This window comes from Bradyrhizobium sp. Ai1a-2 (assembly GCF_000426245.1).
GTDB lineage: Bacteria > Pseudomonadota > Alphaproteobacteria > Rhizobiales > Xanthobacteraceae > Bradyrhizobium.
Genome location: NZ_AUEZ01000029.1, coordinates 1 through 19,503 on the forward strand (window position 1 = coordinate 1; position 19,503 = coordinate 19,503).

At 62.4% G+C, this 19,503-nt stretch carries 8 protein-coding genes and 1 pseudogene; 7 read left to right on the forward strand and 2 right to left on the reverse strand.

From position 1 onward, the window contains the following. Both K288_RS45895 and K288_RS54770 read right to left on the reverse strand, forming a co-directional pair. The coding region (locus tag K288_RS45895) for a helix-turn-helix domain-containing protein (RefSeq protein WP_244443180.1) at nt 1–213 on the reverse strand (213 nt) is incomplete at its 3' end. Between the two features lie 1,047 nt (nt 214–1,260). Next, nucleotides 1,261–1,453 (reverse strand): annotated as a pseudogene (locus tag K288_RS54770) (hypothetical protein); the annotation flags it as partial. Nucleotides 1,454–1,747: 294 nt separating this feature from the next. On the opposite strand from K288_RS54770, the gene K288_RS0119220 reads away from it, so the two are divergent. The 7 genes from K288_RS0119220 (at nt 1,748) to K288_RS0119250 (ending at nt 19,410) form a co-directional block, all read left to right on the forward strand. Next, on the forward strand, nt 1,748–2,473 hold the full coding sequence (locus tag K288_RS0119220) for an STN domain-containing protein (protein WP_152535584.1): 726 nt from the start codon (nt 1,748–1,750) through the stop codon (nt 2,471–2,473). Continuing rightward, entirely contained in the window at nt 2,470–3,018 is a 549-nt protein-coding gene (locus K288_RS0119225) for an RNA polymerase sigma factor (RefSeq protein WP_027581032.1), read from the forward strand. The genes K288_RS0119220 and K288_RS0119225 overlap by 4 nt, the downstream gene beginning before the upstream one ends. 33 nt (nt 3,019–3,051) lie before the next feature. Continuing rightward, entirely contained in the window at nt 3,052–4,056 is a 1,005-nt protein-coding gene (locus K288_RS50195) for a FecR domain-containing protein (RefSeq protein WP_027581033.1), read from the forward strand. 214 nt (nt 4,057–4,270) lie between these two features. After that, nucleotides 4,271–16,369 (forward strand): filamentous haemagglutinin family protein, encoded by a 12,099-nt coding sequence (locus K288_RS0119235; protein WP_051334611.1) that lies wholly within the window; start codon nt 4,271–4,273, stop codon nt 16,367–16,369. Nucleotides 16,370–17,133: 764 nt separating this feature from the next. Next, nucleotides 17,134–17,829, forward strand: coding sequence for an STN domain-containing protein (locus tag K288_RS0119240; RefSeq protein WP_152535585.1), 696 nt, complete (start codon nt 17,134–17,136; stop codon nt 17,827–17,829). Next, the gene (locus tag K288_RS0119245; RefSeq protein ID WP_027581036.1) at nt 17,822–18,334 is read left to right on the forward strand and encodes an RNA polymerase sigma factor; all 513 of its coding nucleotides are present in this window, start codon (nt 17,822–17,824) and stop codon (nt 18,332–18,334) included. Before K288_RS0119240 ends, K288_RS0119245 begins: the two co-directional genes overlap by 8 nt. A 101-nt stretch (nt 18,335–18,435) precedes the next feature. Further along, the gene (locus K288_RS0119250; RefSeq protein ID WP_027581037.1) at nt 18,436–19,410 is read left to right on the forward strand and encodes a FecR domain-containing protein; all 975 of its coding nucleotides are present in this window, start codon (nt 18,436–18,438) and stop codon (nt 19,408–19,410) included. Nucleotides 19,411–19,503: the final 93 nt, after the last annotated feature.

Here is a 19,503-nt window from a genome sequence, read left to right on the forward strand (position 1 = left end):
CAGGCGGACAATCAGGGTCTCGATCTGGGCCGGCAGCTGGTTGGCGTAGCGGACCGGCCGCCTGGAGCGGTCGCTCAGCGCTTCGAGGCCATGCTCTTTGTAGCGGTCGAAAATCTTGTAGCCGGTCTTGCGGGAGATGCCGAACTCCCGGCACACATCCGTCATGGCCTCCCCATCCAGCAGGCGGGCGACAAAGCGCAGGCGTTCTTCCATCACCGAACTCGCTCTCCACGGCATCCACACCTCCCGCCCCAAAAAAGCGAAAAGTGTAACCCATGTGTCCGGTACGACCTGTCACCTATGTCTCGGGCCGCTCACGATTTTGTACGCCAAACTACGATTTTCTACGATCCTATACTCCTGACGGTAGCGGTTGGATCGCCTCGACCTGTCTAGCGATCCATTTTGCGCGGCCGATAAGATCGATGCGGCCATCCCTTCGCTTGGTGGCGAGATGTTCGCCACCTCTTTTCCACTATCTGACAAGCAGTGTGCGGCGAGTGTGGTGCATTGGGAGGCCCAGGAGTAGTCCGTGCAGCACGTCTCGACCGACGGTCGCGATGTTCCCCGTCACTGCCGCGCCGACGTCGCGATCACGCGGACGGCTGACATGCGTTATGTCGGGCAGGCGTTCGAAATTTCGGTCAAGCTTCCGCAGAAGGGGTTGCGGGGTCGCGATCCGGAGCAACTGCGCAAGGCATCGACCGCTATGTGCTCGCGCCCTGGCGCCCGTATCGCCGGCCAGCCCTGTTCGAGGAGAAGGAGACGGCCTTCGCCTGCGCGCCGGACGCGATTGTCACGGTCGATCGCTTCGACAGCTGGTCGTCGAGATCGCTGCCTGATAGGCCCGCGGGCGCTGGGCTTAGTAGGCTTTCGATTGTTCAGGAGATCATGATAGCCGACGCTGACGAATTGATAGTGACTTCGGCTCTGAGAGCCGGAGCGACCACATGTCTTGTTCCCTGCTGCATGTCGGAACAGCACTTCCTTAAAGACATGCACGGTTTCCCTGATCCTGCTGTACCAACGAGCAAGATGTGATTGCATGTAGAGGTTCGTCTTGATGATCTTGGCCTGACCGGGCGGAGACGAAGCCGCCTGGAGAATCTCCTAACCACAAGGCAGCCATCGAGATTCAATTCTTCTGTTTCAAGCCGAACACCTCTAGCCCTGCTGGTCGCATCACCACACGTAGTCAAAGAGCACGCCATACAAGCCATCAATTGGGAAAACCCATTGCTTCGGCCGGCCGACACGCAGTCAAATATACTGCATGTGATGAGGTGAGTGGACACGGCCAGCATAGCGAGGCAGGCCGGCGGTGCTCATAGCTTGCTGCTGGCTGCAGAGGTGATCCTCAAGTAGCTTATGTCGAGTAAGGTAGCCGGCGTTCACTCCTGGAATGGAATTCGTTCATCAGCAGCTTCGCGTCGAATTCCGACACACCAGCAGCTATCAGGCCTTCAGTAGGAAGGCGCTATTCTTATGAAACTCTTCACCTGGTGGCTGATCAGCGCCAAGCGCTAGTCGGGACGCTATCGCGAGCAATCCGTCAAAGCCGTGGCTTGAGAACGAGGCCTACCGACATCGATGACAGTGTCCGATTGCTGATTCCAGGCGGACAGCGCCTGCCGATGCGCACCTGTCGTCAAACTATCACATTCGGGCACTAGCGTCCGCACCCGACTCACAGGTCGAATAAAGCATAACGATGTCGGGATAGACTGGTGAGCGGCATCTAGCTCGTTTGAAAGCCGGTCTGTTGTTGTTTCGGATCATCTGTGTCAGCTGTGCCGCGCTACTGAGCATCAGCCTTTCGTTTTCCGGCTCAACGGCAGTTGCTCAATCGTCCAGTCGGACGATGCCGATCGTTTTCGACATTCCGGCACAGCCGCTCGTGCAAGCATTGATCGCCTATGGTGGCGCAACCGGCCTCGACATCTTTTACGATGCGGATCTGGGAGAGCAGCAGCACTCGACAGAAGTCAGAGGGGCCTTCACCGCCTCTGAAGCCTTGCAATTGCTGCTCCTCGGCACCGGGTACAACGCGCGCAGCACTGGGCCTGGCGTCTTCACCATCGCTCCAGCCACCCGAACATCGCTCGCCAATCCGGCGGCGCCCACCGCAGCTCAAGCGTATCGACCGTATTTTGCTACTATCCAAGCTCGTGTCAGCGACGCGCTGTGCCGAAATGCACCGAACGCCGCAGCGCGCGACGAGGCATTGTTCCGGTTCTGGCTCGCACCTTCCGGCTTGATCGCACGGGCAGAGGTGGTCACTGACGACGGTGCTTTGGCGGAGGACCAGGCCCTGGCAGTCGCCCTGCAAGGTATCGTGATCGGCGCGCCGCCGGCCGATATGCCGCAGCCTGTCAACATGGCGATCTATCCGCCGACCGGATCGTCGACCTCATGCCACTCCACGCCGACGCGAGCGGGGATAGGATCGCGTGCAGAGAGCCGGCCGCAATGAGCGAATCCGGTGGTGATTTCCTGCGCCGATGGCTGTTGCTTGACTACGACAATCTGAAAAGGCGGCTGGCAAAGCGTCTTGGGTCCGTGGATCGTGCAGATGACGCGCTTCACGACACTTGGGTGCGGCTGGAGCGGACAAACCAGCTCGGCGTCATTCATGAACCGCAACGTTATCTGTTCCGCATCGCGTATCGTCAGGCCCTTGCGCAATTGCGTAAAACGTCGGAGCAAATCTCGCTTGACGAGGCCCGTGTAGCGCTGGACTTGAGAGACGACACGCCCAGTCAGGAGCAAGTGGTCGAAGCAAGATCGGAGATAGAGGCCGTTGCCGCAGCGCTGGCGGAACTTTCCCCACGGCGACGCGCAATTCTCCTGGCGTCGCGCGTCGAAGGGACTGCCCTGAAGGATATTGCGGTCCGTCACCGGATTTCGCAGCGTATGGTTGAAATCGAAGTTAAGCTGGCGCTCATCCATTGCAGCCGCCGCCTCGGAAGAAAAATCGTTCAGCGTTTCGGTCCGCGGCCGTCGAAAGGATCAGGTTAGTATGAGAATGGCGAGTCGTAGGGCCGCTGGCTGATGACCGAGGAGAATGATCACCTTCCGCTCAATCCAACGCGGTTGGAGCATGAAGCCCACGCTTGGGTGGTACGCTTCGCTTCCGGCGGAGCGAGCCGGGATGACCTTGATGCCCTCAAGCGGTGGTCAGCACAAAGCCCGACGCACGCGGCTGCGTTTGACCGGGCGAGCAGGGCTTGGAAGTACGTAGAACCAGCCGCTCGGTACGTGCAGCCACTGGATGCCGTCGTTCCCGGGTCTGAAGCTGCAACAGCGTCTTCCTTAACCAGTGAGCGCATCGGGCGACGAGCGCTTATTGGTGGCGCGCTGGCGGCTTCCGTGACCGGCGTCGGTTTGTTGGTTGCTCGGCCCCCGCTCGGTCTCTGGCCGTCCTGGAGCGAACTCAGCGCGGACTACCGAACCAGCATCGGAGAGCGACGCCAGATTACGCTCTCCGATCACGTTTCCGTTGAGATGAATACAAGAACCAGCATCGCCCTGCGGGGATCTGCCGAAAACGCGGATCAAATCGAATTGCTCGGGGGTGAGGCAATTGTCACTGCACCCAAAGCCTCCAACGCGGTGACTGTTCTTGCTGCAGACGGCCGTATCGTTGCAGCCGACGCGCTTTTCAATATTCGGTACGAAAACCGAAACGTCTGTGTGACCTGCCTGCAAGGGCAGGTACACGTCGAGCAGCGAACAGCGGCGCTGCCACTCTTGGCTGGTCAGCAGGTCATTTATTCGGAGGATGGCATCCGGCAACCGGTCGCCATCGACTCTGCGGCGGTGACCGCCTGGAAGGACGGCGTCATCATTTTCAAAGCGACGCCTATCAGCGATGTGATTGCCGAAGTCAATCGATATCAATCCGGCGCGATCGTGCTGACCAATGCGGAGCTCGGTCGTAAACGCTTCAACGCTCGATTCCGAATAGCGAATATCGGCGAAGTGGTTGGCCAGATTGAACAAATCTTCGGCGCAAGGGCCACGAGGCTGCCGGGCGGCATTACGCTGCTAGGCTGAGTTCGGCATCATCGAAATTATTTTCGATCTCGGCAAAAAATCATTTCGGTCGCGGCTCGGTTTTTCCGCACACCTCTTTGAGGGCCACGTTCTTGTGAGCCGCTGCAAAACCGATTGCCGAGAGTCTCCATAAATGGCCCGCGACCTGACACGAAATACCGCTAAGACCAGCCGCCGGGGTCATCGTTCCGCGTTGCTTGCTGGCGCAAGTGCGTTGGCGCTTGCGTTGGGAGGTGTCGAGGGAGCCATCGCGCGTCCGCTCGGCGCCAACTCGATGAATGCGCCCCAGACGGCGGTCAACGATGCCGTCACCAATGCGCAGCAGGCGGCCAAAGCGGCGCAGCAGGCCCAGCAATCGCTCAATCGAGCGACGCAGGCGTTGCAGGCGATCCGGGGCCTGCAGGATGCGGCGCGCGCGGCGGCGCAGGGCGTGCCGCATTCCGCGACGCTGAACGTCAATGTTCCGAACGGGCTGAGGCCCGGCGGCCTGATGCCTGACATGGCGGCAGGCTGGAGCGGCGCCAATGCACCGACGGAGGCCACAAGCGGCAGCCAGACGGTGGTCGCCGTTGAGCAGACCGCGGCGTGGGCGATCCTGAACTGGCAGACGTTCAATGTCGGCGCGCAGACCACGGTCAATTTCAACCAGCACGGCAATTCGAGCTGGGTGGCGCTGAATCGCATCACGGCGACCGGGGCGCCGAGCCAGATCCTGGGTGCGCTCAACGCGGACGGGCAGGTCTATCTGATCAATCCGAACGGCATCATCTTCGGCGGCGGCAGCCAGATCAATGTCGGTGCGCTGATCGCCTCCACCGCGAAGATCTCGGACGACCAGTTCCTGCGCGGGATCTATTCGACGCAGACCGGCTCGACCTGGACCCCGAGCTTCATCGATGCAGCCGCGCTGCTCGGCAACGGCACCGGTGGCGGCGTCGTCAGTGTCGAGGCAGGCGCACAGATCCAGACCCATGCCCCGGCGTCCGTCAAATCAGGTGGCGGCTTTGTGCTGCTGATGGGCGGACAGGTCGTCAATGCCGGCGCGATCACGACGCCGGGCGGCCAGACCCAGCTCGCCGCCGGCGACGACTTCGTGCTGCGGCGTGGCTATGGCACCGATGAGAACATCGCCTCGACCATCCGTGGCAACGAGATCGCGCCGCTGCTGCGAACAGACAGTTTCGCCGGACTGGTCCGCAATGAGGGCGCGGTGTTCAGCGCGCAGGGTGACATCACGCTCGCCGGCCGCACCATCGAGCAGAACGGCATCCTCGTCGCCTCGACCTCGGTCAACACCCGCGGCACCATCCATCTGCTCAACTCCGCGACTGACACGCTCGGCAGCGTCACGCTGGGTGCGGGCAGCGTCACCACTGTGATTCCCGAGCTCGAGAGTGACGAGACCGCGCTCGACAGCCAGCGCGATGCGCTGATCGTGGCGTCCGCCACCGCGAACCAGCAGCGCAGCCAATCGGCGAGTGGAGTGTTCGACAATCTTTCCCTGCTTGCCGATCGTCTCGATCAATCGCGGATCGAGATCGTCACCGGCGGCAATGTGATCTTCAAGGGCGGCGCGACGCAACAAGCCGGATCGCTGACCATGGCGCAGGGCGGGCAGGTGGCGGTCTCCGCCGGCGTGCGCATCTTCACCGAGAGCCGCGCCACGATCGACGTCTCCGGCGTGCGCAACGTGTCGCTGGCGATGTCGGCCAACAACATCATGGTCAACATCCAGGGCAACGAGCTGCGTGACTCCCCGCAGAACCGCGACAGTAATGCGCTGAAGAATGCCGATGTCTGGGTCGACATCCGCGACCTGGTCTATGTACCGTCGGGCACCGGGGGCTATGACGGCGATCGCTACTACACGCCGGGCGGCCTCCTTGAGCTCGGCGGTTATCTCGCCAATACCAAACATACGATCGGCGAATGGAGCGCGGTCGGCAGCACCATCACGCTGTCGGCGCCGGAAGTGATCGCGCAGGCCGGATCCGTGTTCGACATCTCCGGCGGCTCGGTCCGCTACGACGCTGGCTATATCCGCACCACGAACTTCCTCGGCTCGGACGGCCGGCTCTACAACATCAACGACGCCCGCGCCGACATGACCTTCTATGGCCTCGGCCAGGGCTTCGTCCGCAAGCACGAGCGCTGGAACGTCACCGAGGTCTGGACCAGCCCGTTCGGCCGCGGCCGCGAGAGCGTGCGCTGGGAGGAGGGCTACACCGTCGGCCGCGACGCCGGCAAGCTCATCCTCTCGACGCCGACCGCGATCTTCGAGGGCGACATCCTGGCCGATGTCGTCCAGGGCGAACGGCAGTCCACCGCGCGACCGGATGGAGCTGATGACGGCTACAAGCTCGCACAGAACGTGGTGGCGCAGGCCGGCACGCTGGCGCTCGGGCAGTATACGGCGCTGGGCCGCACCAACGTCTATAATACGGACGTGCGCATCGCCGACGTCGAGGGCGTTACCTCCGGCCTCGACGCAACAAGTGTGTTGCCCGCAGGGCGTACCAATACCCTTTGGCTCGACGCCGGCCACCTCAATCACCATAAGCTCGGAGGCGTTGATCTCGCTACTGGCGATAAGATCACGGTCGACGCCCCGCTGTCGGTGGCCGACGGCGGCTCGGTTTCGCTCATCGCGCCGGTGGTCGACGTCAACGCTGCCATCACTGCAAGGGGCGGCTCCGTCACCTTAACCAATGTAATGAATAGCGCGACCGCCGATGGCGGCAGTACTGAGATGGCATTGTTGCTCGCCAATGGCAGGGCCGGCATTGCCCTGAACCCAGGTTCTTTCATCGATACGCGCGGGGTGTGGACCAACACGTTGCTCAATCCGAATGGCGGTCTTTCCGGGCTCGCCTTGATCGATGGCGGCGACGTCGTGGTCCGCAGCACCGGCGACGTGACGCTCTCCGCCGGCGCGCGCATCCATGCTTCGGCTGGCGGCGCCATTCTTGCCGACGGGAAAACGAAGGGTGGCGCTGGCGGCGACGTCACCTTGATCGCCAACTATGCGCCGAAAAACACCACCTTCGTCACTCCGAACGCCCACGGCGTGCTGACACTCGATGGCGAAGTCGCCTCCTACGGTTTCACGCGCGGCGGCAAGCTGACCCTTGGCAGCGACGGCATCGTCGTGGTGGGCGGGGACTTCAACCTGGGAACGTCGATGCAGGCGGGCGAAGTGTTGCCCGTGAACGTGGTGCTGACCGAGGATGTCGTGTGGCCGGCTGGCGCGCCGCTGCCGGCGCCAGCGGTGGCGCCTCTGGAAAACAGGATACCGCAGGGTCTGCTCGCCAGTGACCTGATCGTTGCGACGGGCGACAACATCGTGCTGACGGCCGACCTCTACATCCCGCCGAACGGTGCCTCCTCCGCGGACGGATATTTTTCGTTCAACTACATCGATCCCGCAGGGCAATTGGCAGGATTCCAACCAAGCGTAGGTGGAACCATCCTGAAGGGCAGCACGCTGACAGCGCCCGCAACCTTCTACGCCAACAAAGTCGAGGTCCGCAACGGCGACCTCAATTACACGATCACCAAGATCGTCCCTCAAGGCACGGTGGTGTCCGTTCCCATCACCTATCACGCCGGCGACCTGCTCAAGCAGGACAGCTATCTCGTCGTTCCGATCCAGTTTCAGCCGGTCAACCAGCTCAACCTGTCGTCTGATCTCCTGAGCAGCGGCTTTTCGAGCTACGCTATCCATGGCGATTCAGGCCTCGTCATCGGCAAGCAGAATGCCGATATTCATCCTACGATGCCGGTGTTGCGCTTCACGCGAGCCAGCTACGGCGTCGTCACGAAGGGCGACCCATATCCGGTGCTGGAGCGCTTTCTGGCGCCGGACTATTATCTGGAAGATCCCCGCGCCGCCAAGCTCACCCAGCGCCCTGGTGTCGACCTGGAACTGAGCTCGGGTCGGAACAGCTTCGACAAAGCGGAGGCGATTAGCGGCTGGGTCTACGTCCCCGAGGGCGCATCTATTGAGGTCGATCCCGGCTACAACGTCACCCTGGGCAGCGGCCGCCAGATCACGGTCGACGGCCGCATCACTGCGCATGGCGGCACCATCTCGCTGCTTGATACCCATAAATTTGACCCCGCCGACGATCTCGTCAGCAGGGACGGCCCGGCTGCGGCCTCGTTCTGGATCGGCGACCGCGCCGTCCTCGACGTGTCTGCGGTTGCGCGTGTCGCTGTCGACGCGCAAGGCCGCCGCTATGGCGTGGTGCCCGGCGGCGGCACGATAGAATTCGGCCGGGTGCCCGGCGACGAGGCGACGGTCAATATCGCCAACGCGGCCGACGCATACATCATCATCCGGCCAGGCGCGCTCCTCGACGCATCGGGCACGCAGGGCGTTATCGATCTGGCATCTCCGTATGGAGGCATTCAGCCTGGGTACACGCCCACTCTTGTGGCCAGCGACGGCGGCAGCATCAGCCTGCGCTCCTGCCACGGCATCTATGCAGAGGGCACGCTGAAAGCAGAGGCTGGCGGCGCCGGCGCCTCGGGCGGCGCGCTCGACCTCGTGCTGGAATCGCCCTATTACCCCATAGGATCGCCCACCTACCTGATGGTCGGCCGCGTGCTGCGCATCGGACAGGATGTCGTTCCGGGCGCGTTGGCTGATGGTCTGCTGGCCGGCCAGGTCGACCAGACGCTGGTGCTGGGCCAGGGTGGCATCAGCGCGCGCCAGATTGAAGCGGGCGGCTTCGACAGCGTTTCCCTCTGGGGTCGCGACGCCATCGTCTTCGATCGTGACGTAACCCTCACTGTGGGGCGCAGCATTACCCTGAGCAAGGGCGCCCTTTATGCGGGCGCCACCGGCGGTAATGTCACGCTGAACGCGCCCTACGTCTTCTTGGACGGCAATGTCGGCGCCACAGTGCCCAAGGGCTATGTCTCCGCCTCGGTCCTGCTGCCTGCTCTCAGGAGCGTCGTGGGCGGCGGCTTCAACATCGTCGGCGCCAGCCTGATCGATGTGCGCAATACGGTCACGACGCATTTTGCCAATACGAACCTGACCAGCGCTGGGGACATCCGTTTCCTGGCCGGCACGGTCCCGGATGTTTCGACACCAGTGACCAATCTGAGCGCCGTCGACGGCAACCTTCTCCTCGCTGCCCAGCAGGTCTATCCCGCCAGCGGCGCCGACGTTACCATCAGCGCGGGCTATACGCCGGCCACTCCCTCCACCAGCTACACCTATGTTCCGGGTGCGACGCTGACCATTGCTTCGGTGGACGGCAGCACGCCGGATATACCTTATTCGGTGTTCGGCAGCATCACCCTGCAGGCCCCGATTGTGCGCCAGGGCGGCGTGCTGCGCGCGCCCTTGGGTTCGATCTCCCTCGGCGTCAACGTCAGCGACAGCGAAACGTTCAACAACCGCATCGAACTGCTGCCCGGCAGCATCACTTCCGTCAGCGCCGCAGGTTTGATCATCCCCTATGGCGGCACGATCGATGGCGTCACTTACACGGTCGACGGCAGCAAGGACAACACCATCACTGCCAACTTGCTAACCGGGGAGTACAGGAAGGGAGATCGCGACAACGTTCTGGGCACTCTCGGGATAGCACTCGAAGCCACGCAGGTCGTGGTCCATGCAGGCGCGTCGCTGGATTTGTCCGGCGGCGGCGCGCTCCAGGGGGCGGCCTTTATCTCCGGTCGCGGCGGTTCGGTGGACGTGCTGACCACCGCCTTGGCCAACGCCAATCCCGGCAATTCCTACAGCAATGCCAGCAACAAGGTCTATGCCATCGTGCCGGGCGTAGACGTTGCACCACCGGTCGGCGGCAACAGCGCCAAATGGACAGGCAACGCGCCGGTGGTGGGCCAGCAGATTACGATCCCGAACGGTGTGCCGGGTCTCGCGGCGGGCACCTATACGCTGCTGCCGGCCAACTATGCGCTGCTGCCCGGTGCCTACCGCGTCGAACTCGGCACCACCACCACCTCGCCGCTCGCGGCCGCCGTGTCGCTCGCCAACGGCTCTTACGTCGTCTCCGGCTACCAGGGCGTGGCCCACACCGCGATCCGTGACGTGCTGCCCACACAGCTCATCGTAATGCCGGGCGACAAGGTGCGTAGCTACTCGCAATATAACGAGCAGGGATACTCGGACTTCATGTTGAGCAATGCCGCCACGTTCGGCACGTTGCGCCCATTACTGCCTGATGACGGCAAGCTCCTCGAAATCGACCTGCGATCGCTCGCTACCGGGGCCGACAATGCCGCTGATTTTGCCGGCGCGGCCTTGACCTTCCATGGCCAAGCTCTCTTCGGCGGAGCGCAGGGCGGCTACGACGGCAGCCTTGCGATTCTGACCAAAAGCCAAGATAAATTTGGCCCGACGCCCAACGAGCTGTTCATCGCCGCAGATGTCAGCGCGGTTCAGCGCAGCGCTGAGCTCACCCCGGTGGCGGCCTCGGAGATCAACGCCATCGGTGCCCCCGCTCTTTACCTGGGCGGTGTCCCCAAGCTCATTATGGGAGGGGAGCTACAGATCGGGATCAGCTCGGATACTTATTATGCCGCACCGACGTTCTTCGCCAATCCGGTCACCGTCGAAAGCGGAGCCGTCCTGCGCAGCTCCCAAGTCATCTTGGCGGGTAGCGACATCACCATTGAGAACGGGGCGTCGATCAACACGCTGGGGTGGGGCGTGCACGCTCCGGATTCGAGAGCTACCGGCTACAAGTATGTCGTCAACGACCTAGCGACAAATTTCGTCAATTCCCTGCTGGCGGTCTCCAACGGCTATCTGCAGGTTGGTTCTCTCAAAACGAATGGCACCATCACGATCGGCGACGGAGCCAGCCTTTATGCCGAAGGTTCGATTGGTTTCGTCACGCAAGGCGTGACTTTTGTGAGCAGGCCGCTCCTGGCCGCCCGCCAACTGACGTTGGCTTTGCCGTCGATCAATATCGGCAACGAGGACGCGCTGGCTGCGGCCGGCACGTTGCCGGCGGGCCTTGCGCTTGATCAGCGCTTGCTCGATCTGTTGCTGACCGGCAATTCGGCCATCGGCGCGCCGGCGATCGAAAACTTGATCCTCTCGGCGAGCCAATCGCTGAATTTCTACGGCAGCGTCGATCTGAACTTTAGCGGCGCCGGCCAGAGGTTGGGCCAACTGGTGCTCGAAACTCCGGCCATCTATGGCGCTGGGCGTACGGGTGACGCGGCCAGCATCACGGTGGATACCCTGGTGTGGAACGGCTTGCTGAAGAACAATACCAGCGCCACGCCCGGAGCGATCTTGCCGGCCGGGCTGGGCACCGGCAGCTTGACCGTCAACGCACGCAACATTGTGCTGGGCTATCCTGCCGACGGCAGGCCGGCAACCGCCGTCACGCTCGACAGGCTGGCGCTCGGCTTCTCGACCGTCAACCTCAACGCCAGCGAAGCCATCACCGCCAACCACGAAGGGACGTTGTCGGTCTACGCCATCGGCGCCGATCCTTCCGGCGGGTTCAATCCCAAGACCTACGCCGGTACGGGCGGCGTGCTCAATCTCGCCACGCCGCTGCTGACGGGAGAACCCGGTGCCACCTTGTCCCTGTATGCCGGCCAGGCGGTCAGCCTGGTCCGGCCCGTCGGCGCTTCGCCGTCCGCCGCCACACCTTCGGCGCTGGGCGCCAGCATCGACATCACCTCCGGCGGTACGGTCAACCTCGATTCAACCGTCTACCTGCCGAGCGGCCGCTTCGCCGTGGTTGCGGCCAATGATGTGCTGCTGGGGGCCAACAGCCATCTTGATCTGTCCGGCCAGAGCATCGGCTTCTTCGACGTGACGAAATACTCGTGGGGCGGTGACGTGCTGCTGGAAAGCACGTCCGGCAACATCGTCCAGAACGCCGGGTCCGTCATTGATGTATCGGCCAAAGGAAGTGACGCCGGCAGTCTCACGCTCACCGCGACCGGCTCGGGTCAAGGCGGTGTGCTGCTCGGCGGCGCCCTCCTGGGCAGCGGCCGTTCAGGTGCTTACGGTGGCTCCTTCGATATCCGCGCCCAGAGGATCGGCGCAAATGTGGGGCAACTCAACAGCGACTTCGCGGCCCTGAACACCCGCCTCAACGACGCCGGCTTCACCGAGAGCCGCCGCTTCGTGCTCAAGCAGGGCGACCTGATCATCGGCAATGAGCTCAAGGCGCACGATATCTCTGTCTCCGCGGACGGCGGCAGCCTTGTCGTCAATGGCACGGTGGACGCCAGCGGCGCGCGCGTGGGCCGCATCAGCCTGGCCGCGCGGGATGACGTCATCGTCAATGGCGCGCTCGATGCGCACGGCAGCGTGCTCAGGGTCGATAGCCGAGGCGCCGCCATCGGCGCCGAAAATACCGCCGAGATCGAATTGACCACCCGCGACGGTCGCCTGGTGCTGAACCCGGGCGCCATCTTCGACCTGCGTTCGGCCGACGGCGTGTCGCGCGGCAAGCTCACGCTCAACGCCCCACGCCTGGGCTCGACCGCTCCCAGCGCCACCGGTGTCGACGCACCCGCCAACGCCACCGGCAACGACATCGCGATCGACGCCGCCGGTGCGCTGGATATCCGTGGAGCCAGGAGCATCATGCTCAACGGCGTGGCTGTCTATGCCAACGCGCCATATCAGGCCGGCAGCGCGGATACCCAGGAGATCACCCAAGCCTGGCTCGGTCTGGTCGATCAGGACAGCCAGAAGTTCATCGAAAATGTCTACGGCGGCGACGTCGCCGGCGGCGTGCTCGAGGCTGGCCTGCGCGGCCGGTTGCAAGGCCTGCTCGCTTACAAAGACGCATTCCACCTGCGACCCGGCGTGGAGATCGTCAGCGCCACGTCGGACGGCCGCCTTGTGGTCAAGGGCGACATCGATCTTGCGGGATACCGCTATGGACCGAAGCAGGTTCGCGATACGACTTCAGCCACCTATGGCGCAGGCGAAGCGATGGCTCTGGTGATCCGCGCTGGCGGCAATCTGGACATCAACGGCAGCATCTCGGATGGCTTCAAGTCGGTACCGGGAGTTCCGGCCCAATATTCCGGTTACGTGACAGACATCACCACTGACAGTTACTTTAGCCATCTCGCCCCGCTCGGAGGCTTCTATCGCACCACGCAGACGGTCTATTTGACAGCCGCTTGGACCGTGCCAGCGGCGACAGTCTACGCCAACGCGGGCTTCAGGCCCAAAGATGCCGCAACAGGCTACATCTTTAGCGTAGGGGAAACGATACCCGCTGGAACGGTCTTCAGCGGGCTCTCGGTGCCGGATTCGGTCATTGGGACGGCTGATTTCCCGTCCCTTGCGAAGACATTGATTTCACCTGGTGTGGCCGCTCAGCCAGCCACGTCGCCTGATGCTGCGGTGCTGGCGGCGGGATCTTCATCCGCGTCAATCCGTCTCGTTGCCGGAGCCGATCTGGCTGCCGCCGCGACGCGCACGCTCACCGCACGAAGTGCATTGGCCGGTTCAGGCAATCTCACTCTCAGCGACTATCACATCCTTTCTGGTTCGGCTCCGGCAGCCAGTGTCCTGCGCACCGGCGCAGGAGATCTCGATATCCTGGTCGGCGGCAACCTGTCACAGGGTTCTATCTACAACGTCTCGACCAAGGGTTGGGGCGACGAAAGCCCCGCCAACCTCTATGTCGCCGCCCAAGGGGGCATGACCAGCCTGATTTATAGCGGTTACACGACGGGAACGCTCAATACCGACACCATCAGCAACTGGGCCAACAAGGCCACCGGCTTCGTTGGCTTTGGCGCGCTCGGCGGCGGCAACGTCACGATCCGCATTGGCGGTGATGCGGGCAAGATGACCGCATCGACCGTAACCTCGTTCGACCAAAACACCTATCAAAGCACCGGATTGACGGTCGGGGCACAAGGGGGAGGCGACGTCACGGTGTCCGTCGGCGGCCACCTCAACCCCGCGAGCGGCGACGCCTACGCCGATGACGGGCTGAACGGCGTGTTCACCAACCTGCGTGGCGACGTCAGCATCAGCGCGGGTGCCATCGGTTCGGTGCCGTTGCTCTACGGTATCAACGAACTCAACGACCCGCGCGCGCCAGACCCCACGCGCGCCACGATGCTGGGCGCCGACGGTCCGCAAGGCGGGGTGATCGTGCTGCCGGGCGATGGCTTTACCACCTTGCGCACGCGGGGTGACCTGGTGCTGGGCGGCGTGGGTGCTCTGGCCACGGCGGAGACGGCCCTTTGGCGCGCGAACACCGGCATCGAACTGTTTTCGGCCGGCGGCAATCTGGTTCCCTACAACACCAAGGACTATGCGAACCAAGAAAAGAATAAAGTCATTAACGGGCAGGCGAACACCTACATCCTGCCCCCCAGCTTCAACGCGATAGCGGCCAACGGCAGCATCTATTACAGCGGTTTGCGCGACCAGAACGCTACCCCGGGGAACGGCGTCGGCTCGGTCATCCTCAAGCTCGCGGCCTCGCCGGAGGGGCAACTGGAACTGCTGGCACGGGATTCGATCTACGGCGCGGCTGACAGGTATATTGACGCCCCCAATCAAGGTGCACGTTTTGAAATGTCCGGCGCCGACGCCGATCCCGCGCGTTTTGCTGATCCGGCGCGCCTGCATGAGGGCGACAGAAACCCAATTCGGATCTATGCCGTGGAAGGGGACGTGGTCGACGTCACGCTCGGGCAGGTGGGTCAAACCGGAAATCTAGCCAAGGTCTATTCGGGCGCCAAAGCGGTTGCGGTGCGCGCCGGTCGCGACATCGTCAATTTCGGCCAGACCAAGGGCGGCGGGGTCTATGGCCTTACCAACGCCAGCACTCCCGTGGCCAGCTTCATTCTCAATACCAATGAGAATGACGTGTCCGTCATCGAGGCCGGGCGCGACATCTGGTACGCCAATGTCCAGATCGCCGGCCCTGGCAGCTTGGAAGTCACGGCCGCACGCAACATCTATCAGGGCAACCTGGGCAGCATTACCAGTATCGGACCGGTTGCCGTCGGCGATACCCGCTCGGGTGCCAGCCTCGCCATCCAGGCTGGTGTCGGAGTGGCCGGTCCGGATTGGGAGGCATTTGCCGCGCGCTACCTCGATCCCGCCAATCAGGCCGACCTCACCCCCGGCCATCCGCTGGCCGATCAGCCCGGCAAGGTGGCGCACACTTACAAGGAAGAACTGACGGAGTGGCTGACGACACGCTTCGGGCGAGATACCGGCCTGCGGTTTGCCGATGACGGCACGCCCGTCGTCTTCGACCCGGCCAGCATGGACGCGCAAGCCTTCTTCGCCCGCTTGGCGCCGGAGCAGCAACGCGTACTCCTGCGCGAGGTGTACTATGCCGAGCTTCGCGCGGGCGGGCGTGAATACAACGACGTGAATGGCCCGCGCTATGGTTCGTATCTCCGCGGCCGCGAGGCCATCGCCATGCTGTTTCCGGTGGCGGATACATCAGGAAAGCCCATCATGCGTGATGGCAACCTGGTCCTGTTCGGTGCCTCGGGGCTCCGGACCCAGTTTGACGGTGACATCCAGGTGCTCAACCCGGCAGGCCAGATCGTCATCGGCGTTGATGGCGAGGTGCCGCCGGCAACGGCCGGCGTTGTCACCCAAGGCTCGGGCGACATCCAGATGTATTCCAAAGGCTCGATCCTGCTCGGGCTGTCGCGCATCATGACGACCTTCGGTGGCGACATCCTTGCCTGGTCGGCGGAAGGCGACATCAATGCCGGCCGCGGTGCAAAGACCACGATCGTCTATACGCCGCCGAAGCGTGTCTACGACAATTATGGCGGCGTGACATTGTCGCCGAACGTGCCGTCGTCCGGTGCGGGCATCGCCACGCTGAACCCGATCCCGGGCATTCCGCCCGGCGACGTCGACCTGATCGCGCCGCTAGGCACCATCGATGCGGGCGAAGCGGGTATTCGTGTGTCCGGCAACGTCAATCTCGCGGCGCTGCAGATCATCAATGCCGCGAACATCCAGGTGCAGGGCACCACGACCGGCCTTCCGACGGTGCAGGCGCCGCCGGTCGCGGCATTGACCAGTGTCAACAATATGACGGCAGCGACGCAGCAGGCTCAGCCGGCCGCGCCCACCAACAATGATCGCCCCTCGATCATCATGGTCGAATTCTTGGGATTCGGCGGCGGTGATGGCAGTGACGCACCGCTCCAGCCGCAACGAGACGACAACCGGCAGCGCCGCAGTGAGGCTGAGGACCCCAACAGTCGAGTTCAAGTCCTTGCGGTCGGCGACCTCACACAAGCACAACGACGCCAGCTCTTAGAGAAGAAGCGACCGTCGGCAGTACCATAAAAGCCATTGGAGCGGCCGAACATTGTGTTTCGCACGTAAATGACTTTTCGCTGTTCCTGCACACCGCGAACCCGGTCCTTTATAGCGAGGGACGCGCCTCCGCAGCGCGCGTCGCCCAGCCGGGGTAGAGTGACGGACGTGGATCTTGCAGTCCTTGAATTTCAAACCTCTTCTAAACTCCTTCGGCATGAACACGCTTGGACACCCGCCTTCGGAGGGCAACGCTACGCGACCGCCTGAAAGCAATTTGAGATGGTTGCATGTCCAGTATTTGAACCTACTCGCGGACCATTTCTCGCCGGCACCGGCAAGTCATTGATTGTTCTCAACCCGTCGCTATCTCTTGATCAGCGGGTCCCAGGTTCGAGCTTTGGTGCGCCCACCACGATTTTTCAGACACCAGAGTCCAGCCACTGGCAGCTTGTGCCAACGTGACGCGCCTTCCGCCGCCGGTTCTGTGTTCCTGCTGCTCGATTGTCGTCCCGCGACGGAGGGGCACTGGGCGGCCATGGAGGTAAAATTCTCAGGATAGGACCCGACGAATTGCAGGCGTCGAACCGCCACGACGGATGCGCAAAGGTCTCGAAAATCCAAAATTGCAAGTTTCGTCCAACTGTCACAATAGAGGGCTAAAGGCGAGTGCGCCGGCGAGCGGCGAAAGGATATCTAATGTCAGCTGCGCAGGCGCTTCGATCCGATGAATAAGAAGCGAGTAATTCGGCAGTGTCATGCGAGGTCCGCGTGTTTCAGGTTCGCGATCTTGGATGCTGTCGTTTGCTGTTTCGGTAGTCACCATCCTTCTTTCTGCCCTCATTACCATTCCAAGCCGAGCAGATCCCCATGCTTCTGGAAAGAAAGCTGCGTCGGGTAGCCTAGCTTTCAATATTCCATCCCAGCCGCTCGGTGCAGCGCTAGAAATCTACGCTCGCATTTCTAGCCGTGAGGTTCTCTACGACGGAGCATTGGCCGAGGGGCGTCGTTCCAGCCTTGTTGAAGGTGTGTACGCGCCCGAAGTGGCGCTGCAGATATTGCTGGCTGGCACGGGCCTGTGGGCGGACTTTAAGGATACCGATTTTTTCGTCGTTGGTCCGGTGCCGACCGATGCAACCGTGCGGGGCAGCGCAACACGCCAACCATTGGACCACAGGCGTTACTACGGTCTGCTGCAGGCGGGTCTCAGGACTGTGTTCTGTGAAACACACGCTGTGCCTGATAGCAGCAGGATTGCAGCCCGTTTGTGGATCGGTCAGGCAGGACAAGTGCTGCAGGTGAAGACGCTCAGCTCCACCGGCAGTGACCATATGGATCGGAGCGTCGACGCTGCCCTGCGCCAGATAAGTCTGGGTGTTGCGCCGCCCGCCGGCTTCGCGCAGCCGATTACCATCGTCGTCTTGCCGAACGATCCAGATATGCGGCAGGACTGCGGTCGCCGCGTTCCAAGCAGGACCGGCCATGACTGAAAGCGGTCTGCTCGTCCTGCGTCAGCTATTCCTTACGAGCTACCAGGAACTCAAGGTGAAGCTTACGCGGCGGCTTGGGTCAGCCGATCTTGCCGATGATGCTGTCCAGGACACGTGGCTGCGCCTGAACCGTGCCGAACACGTCGGTCCTGTCAGCAGTCCGGTCAATTATTTGTACCGGATTGCGCTCAATGTCGCGCGCGATCGCATCCTTTCGGAGCGACGCTATCTGGACTCTGCCGAAATCGAAAAAATGCTCGATCTTGCTGACGAGGCGGCGGACCCGGCCTCTATCGTTGAGGCACGTTCCGAACTACGGCTTGTCGAGACCTTCATTTCGGAATTGCCCTCCCGTCAGCGTGACATTCTCGTCGCGGCGCGTCTTGACGGCTTGTCGCGCAGCGAGATCGCCAAACGCCTGGGTATTTCCTTGAGCCTCGTCGAGAAAGAGCTGAAATCGGCTCACGAGTACTGTCTTGCCCGCCGCAAGCAAATGCGAAAATAAAATGTGGATCGGAGCTCGAAAAACCGTCTTAACGTTAGACATCTCTCGTGTGGCCCAAGCCACAGGAGCATCTGGATGGACAGGTGTCGAGGGTCGGTGCGGTGGACGATAAAGCCGAACGCGAGCTAAGGGGTGAAGCGGTGGCCTGGGTCCAGCATTTGGACGCCGGCCGGGTGACCCCTGCCGATGTCAGAGCCTTGAAGCAGTGGCGTTCACGAAGCCCAGACCATGAAGCGGCCTTTGCCGATGCGCGGCGGATGTGGAAGGAATTCGCCCCCGCGGCGCGGAGCTTGCGCGAACGGGGGCAATTGTCGCCCGCCTTGGCGGCACGGCCACTGTCCCATTCGACCCTCAGCCGCCGTGCCGCCATTGGCGGGGCGCTCGCGACTGTCTCGGCCGCGGCGGCCTATGCCATGATTGCCCCGCCGCTCGATCTTTGGCCATCACTTGCGGAGTTGTCAGCAGACTATCGCACTGTGACAGGTGAACAGCGTCAGCTGGCGCTCCCGAGCGACGTTTCCATGCACCTGAACTCGCAAACGAGCGTGGCCTTGCGGGGCGTCGACGGCGCTCGCATTGAGCTGATTTCCGGCGAAGCCTCGTTCGTGTCCAAGTCCCAGCAGGAACGCCCTCTCATCGTTCTCGCGGCCAACGGCGTCATGACGACCAGTCAGGCCCATTTCGATGTTCGCCGTGCCGGGCAATCCGTGTGCGTCACATGCGTAGGCGGCAATGTGAACGTCACGCTGGAATCCCAGGCGACGATGCTCGGCTCGGGCCAACAGGTCAGGTATGATGATCGGGTGCTTGGGCCTGTTGCGAGCATCGATATCGAGCTCGTCACGGCCTGGCAGCAGGGTGTGCTGATCTTTCGTTCGACTCCACTGACCGAGGTCGTCGAAGAAATCAACCGATATCGGTCGGGCAGGGTGATCCTGATGGACCGAGAGCTCGCGCGAAAGCCCATTAGCGGTCGCTTCCGCATCGATCACATGGACGACATTCTGGTGCGCCTGAACCAGGCCTTCGGGATCACAAGCCGAACGCTGCCGGGCGGCATCGTTCTGCTGACCTGAAAAACTGGCGATTGCGAAACAGGCGAAGAAAGAAAAAATTTACGGTTTTGGCTCCGCCGATCGGTCTAGGGGTGAGCGCTTTCGATCGCACCA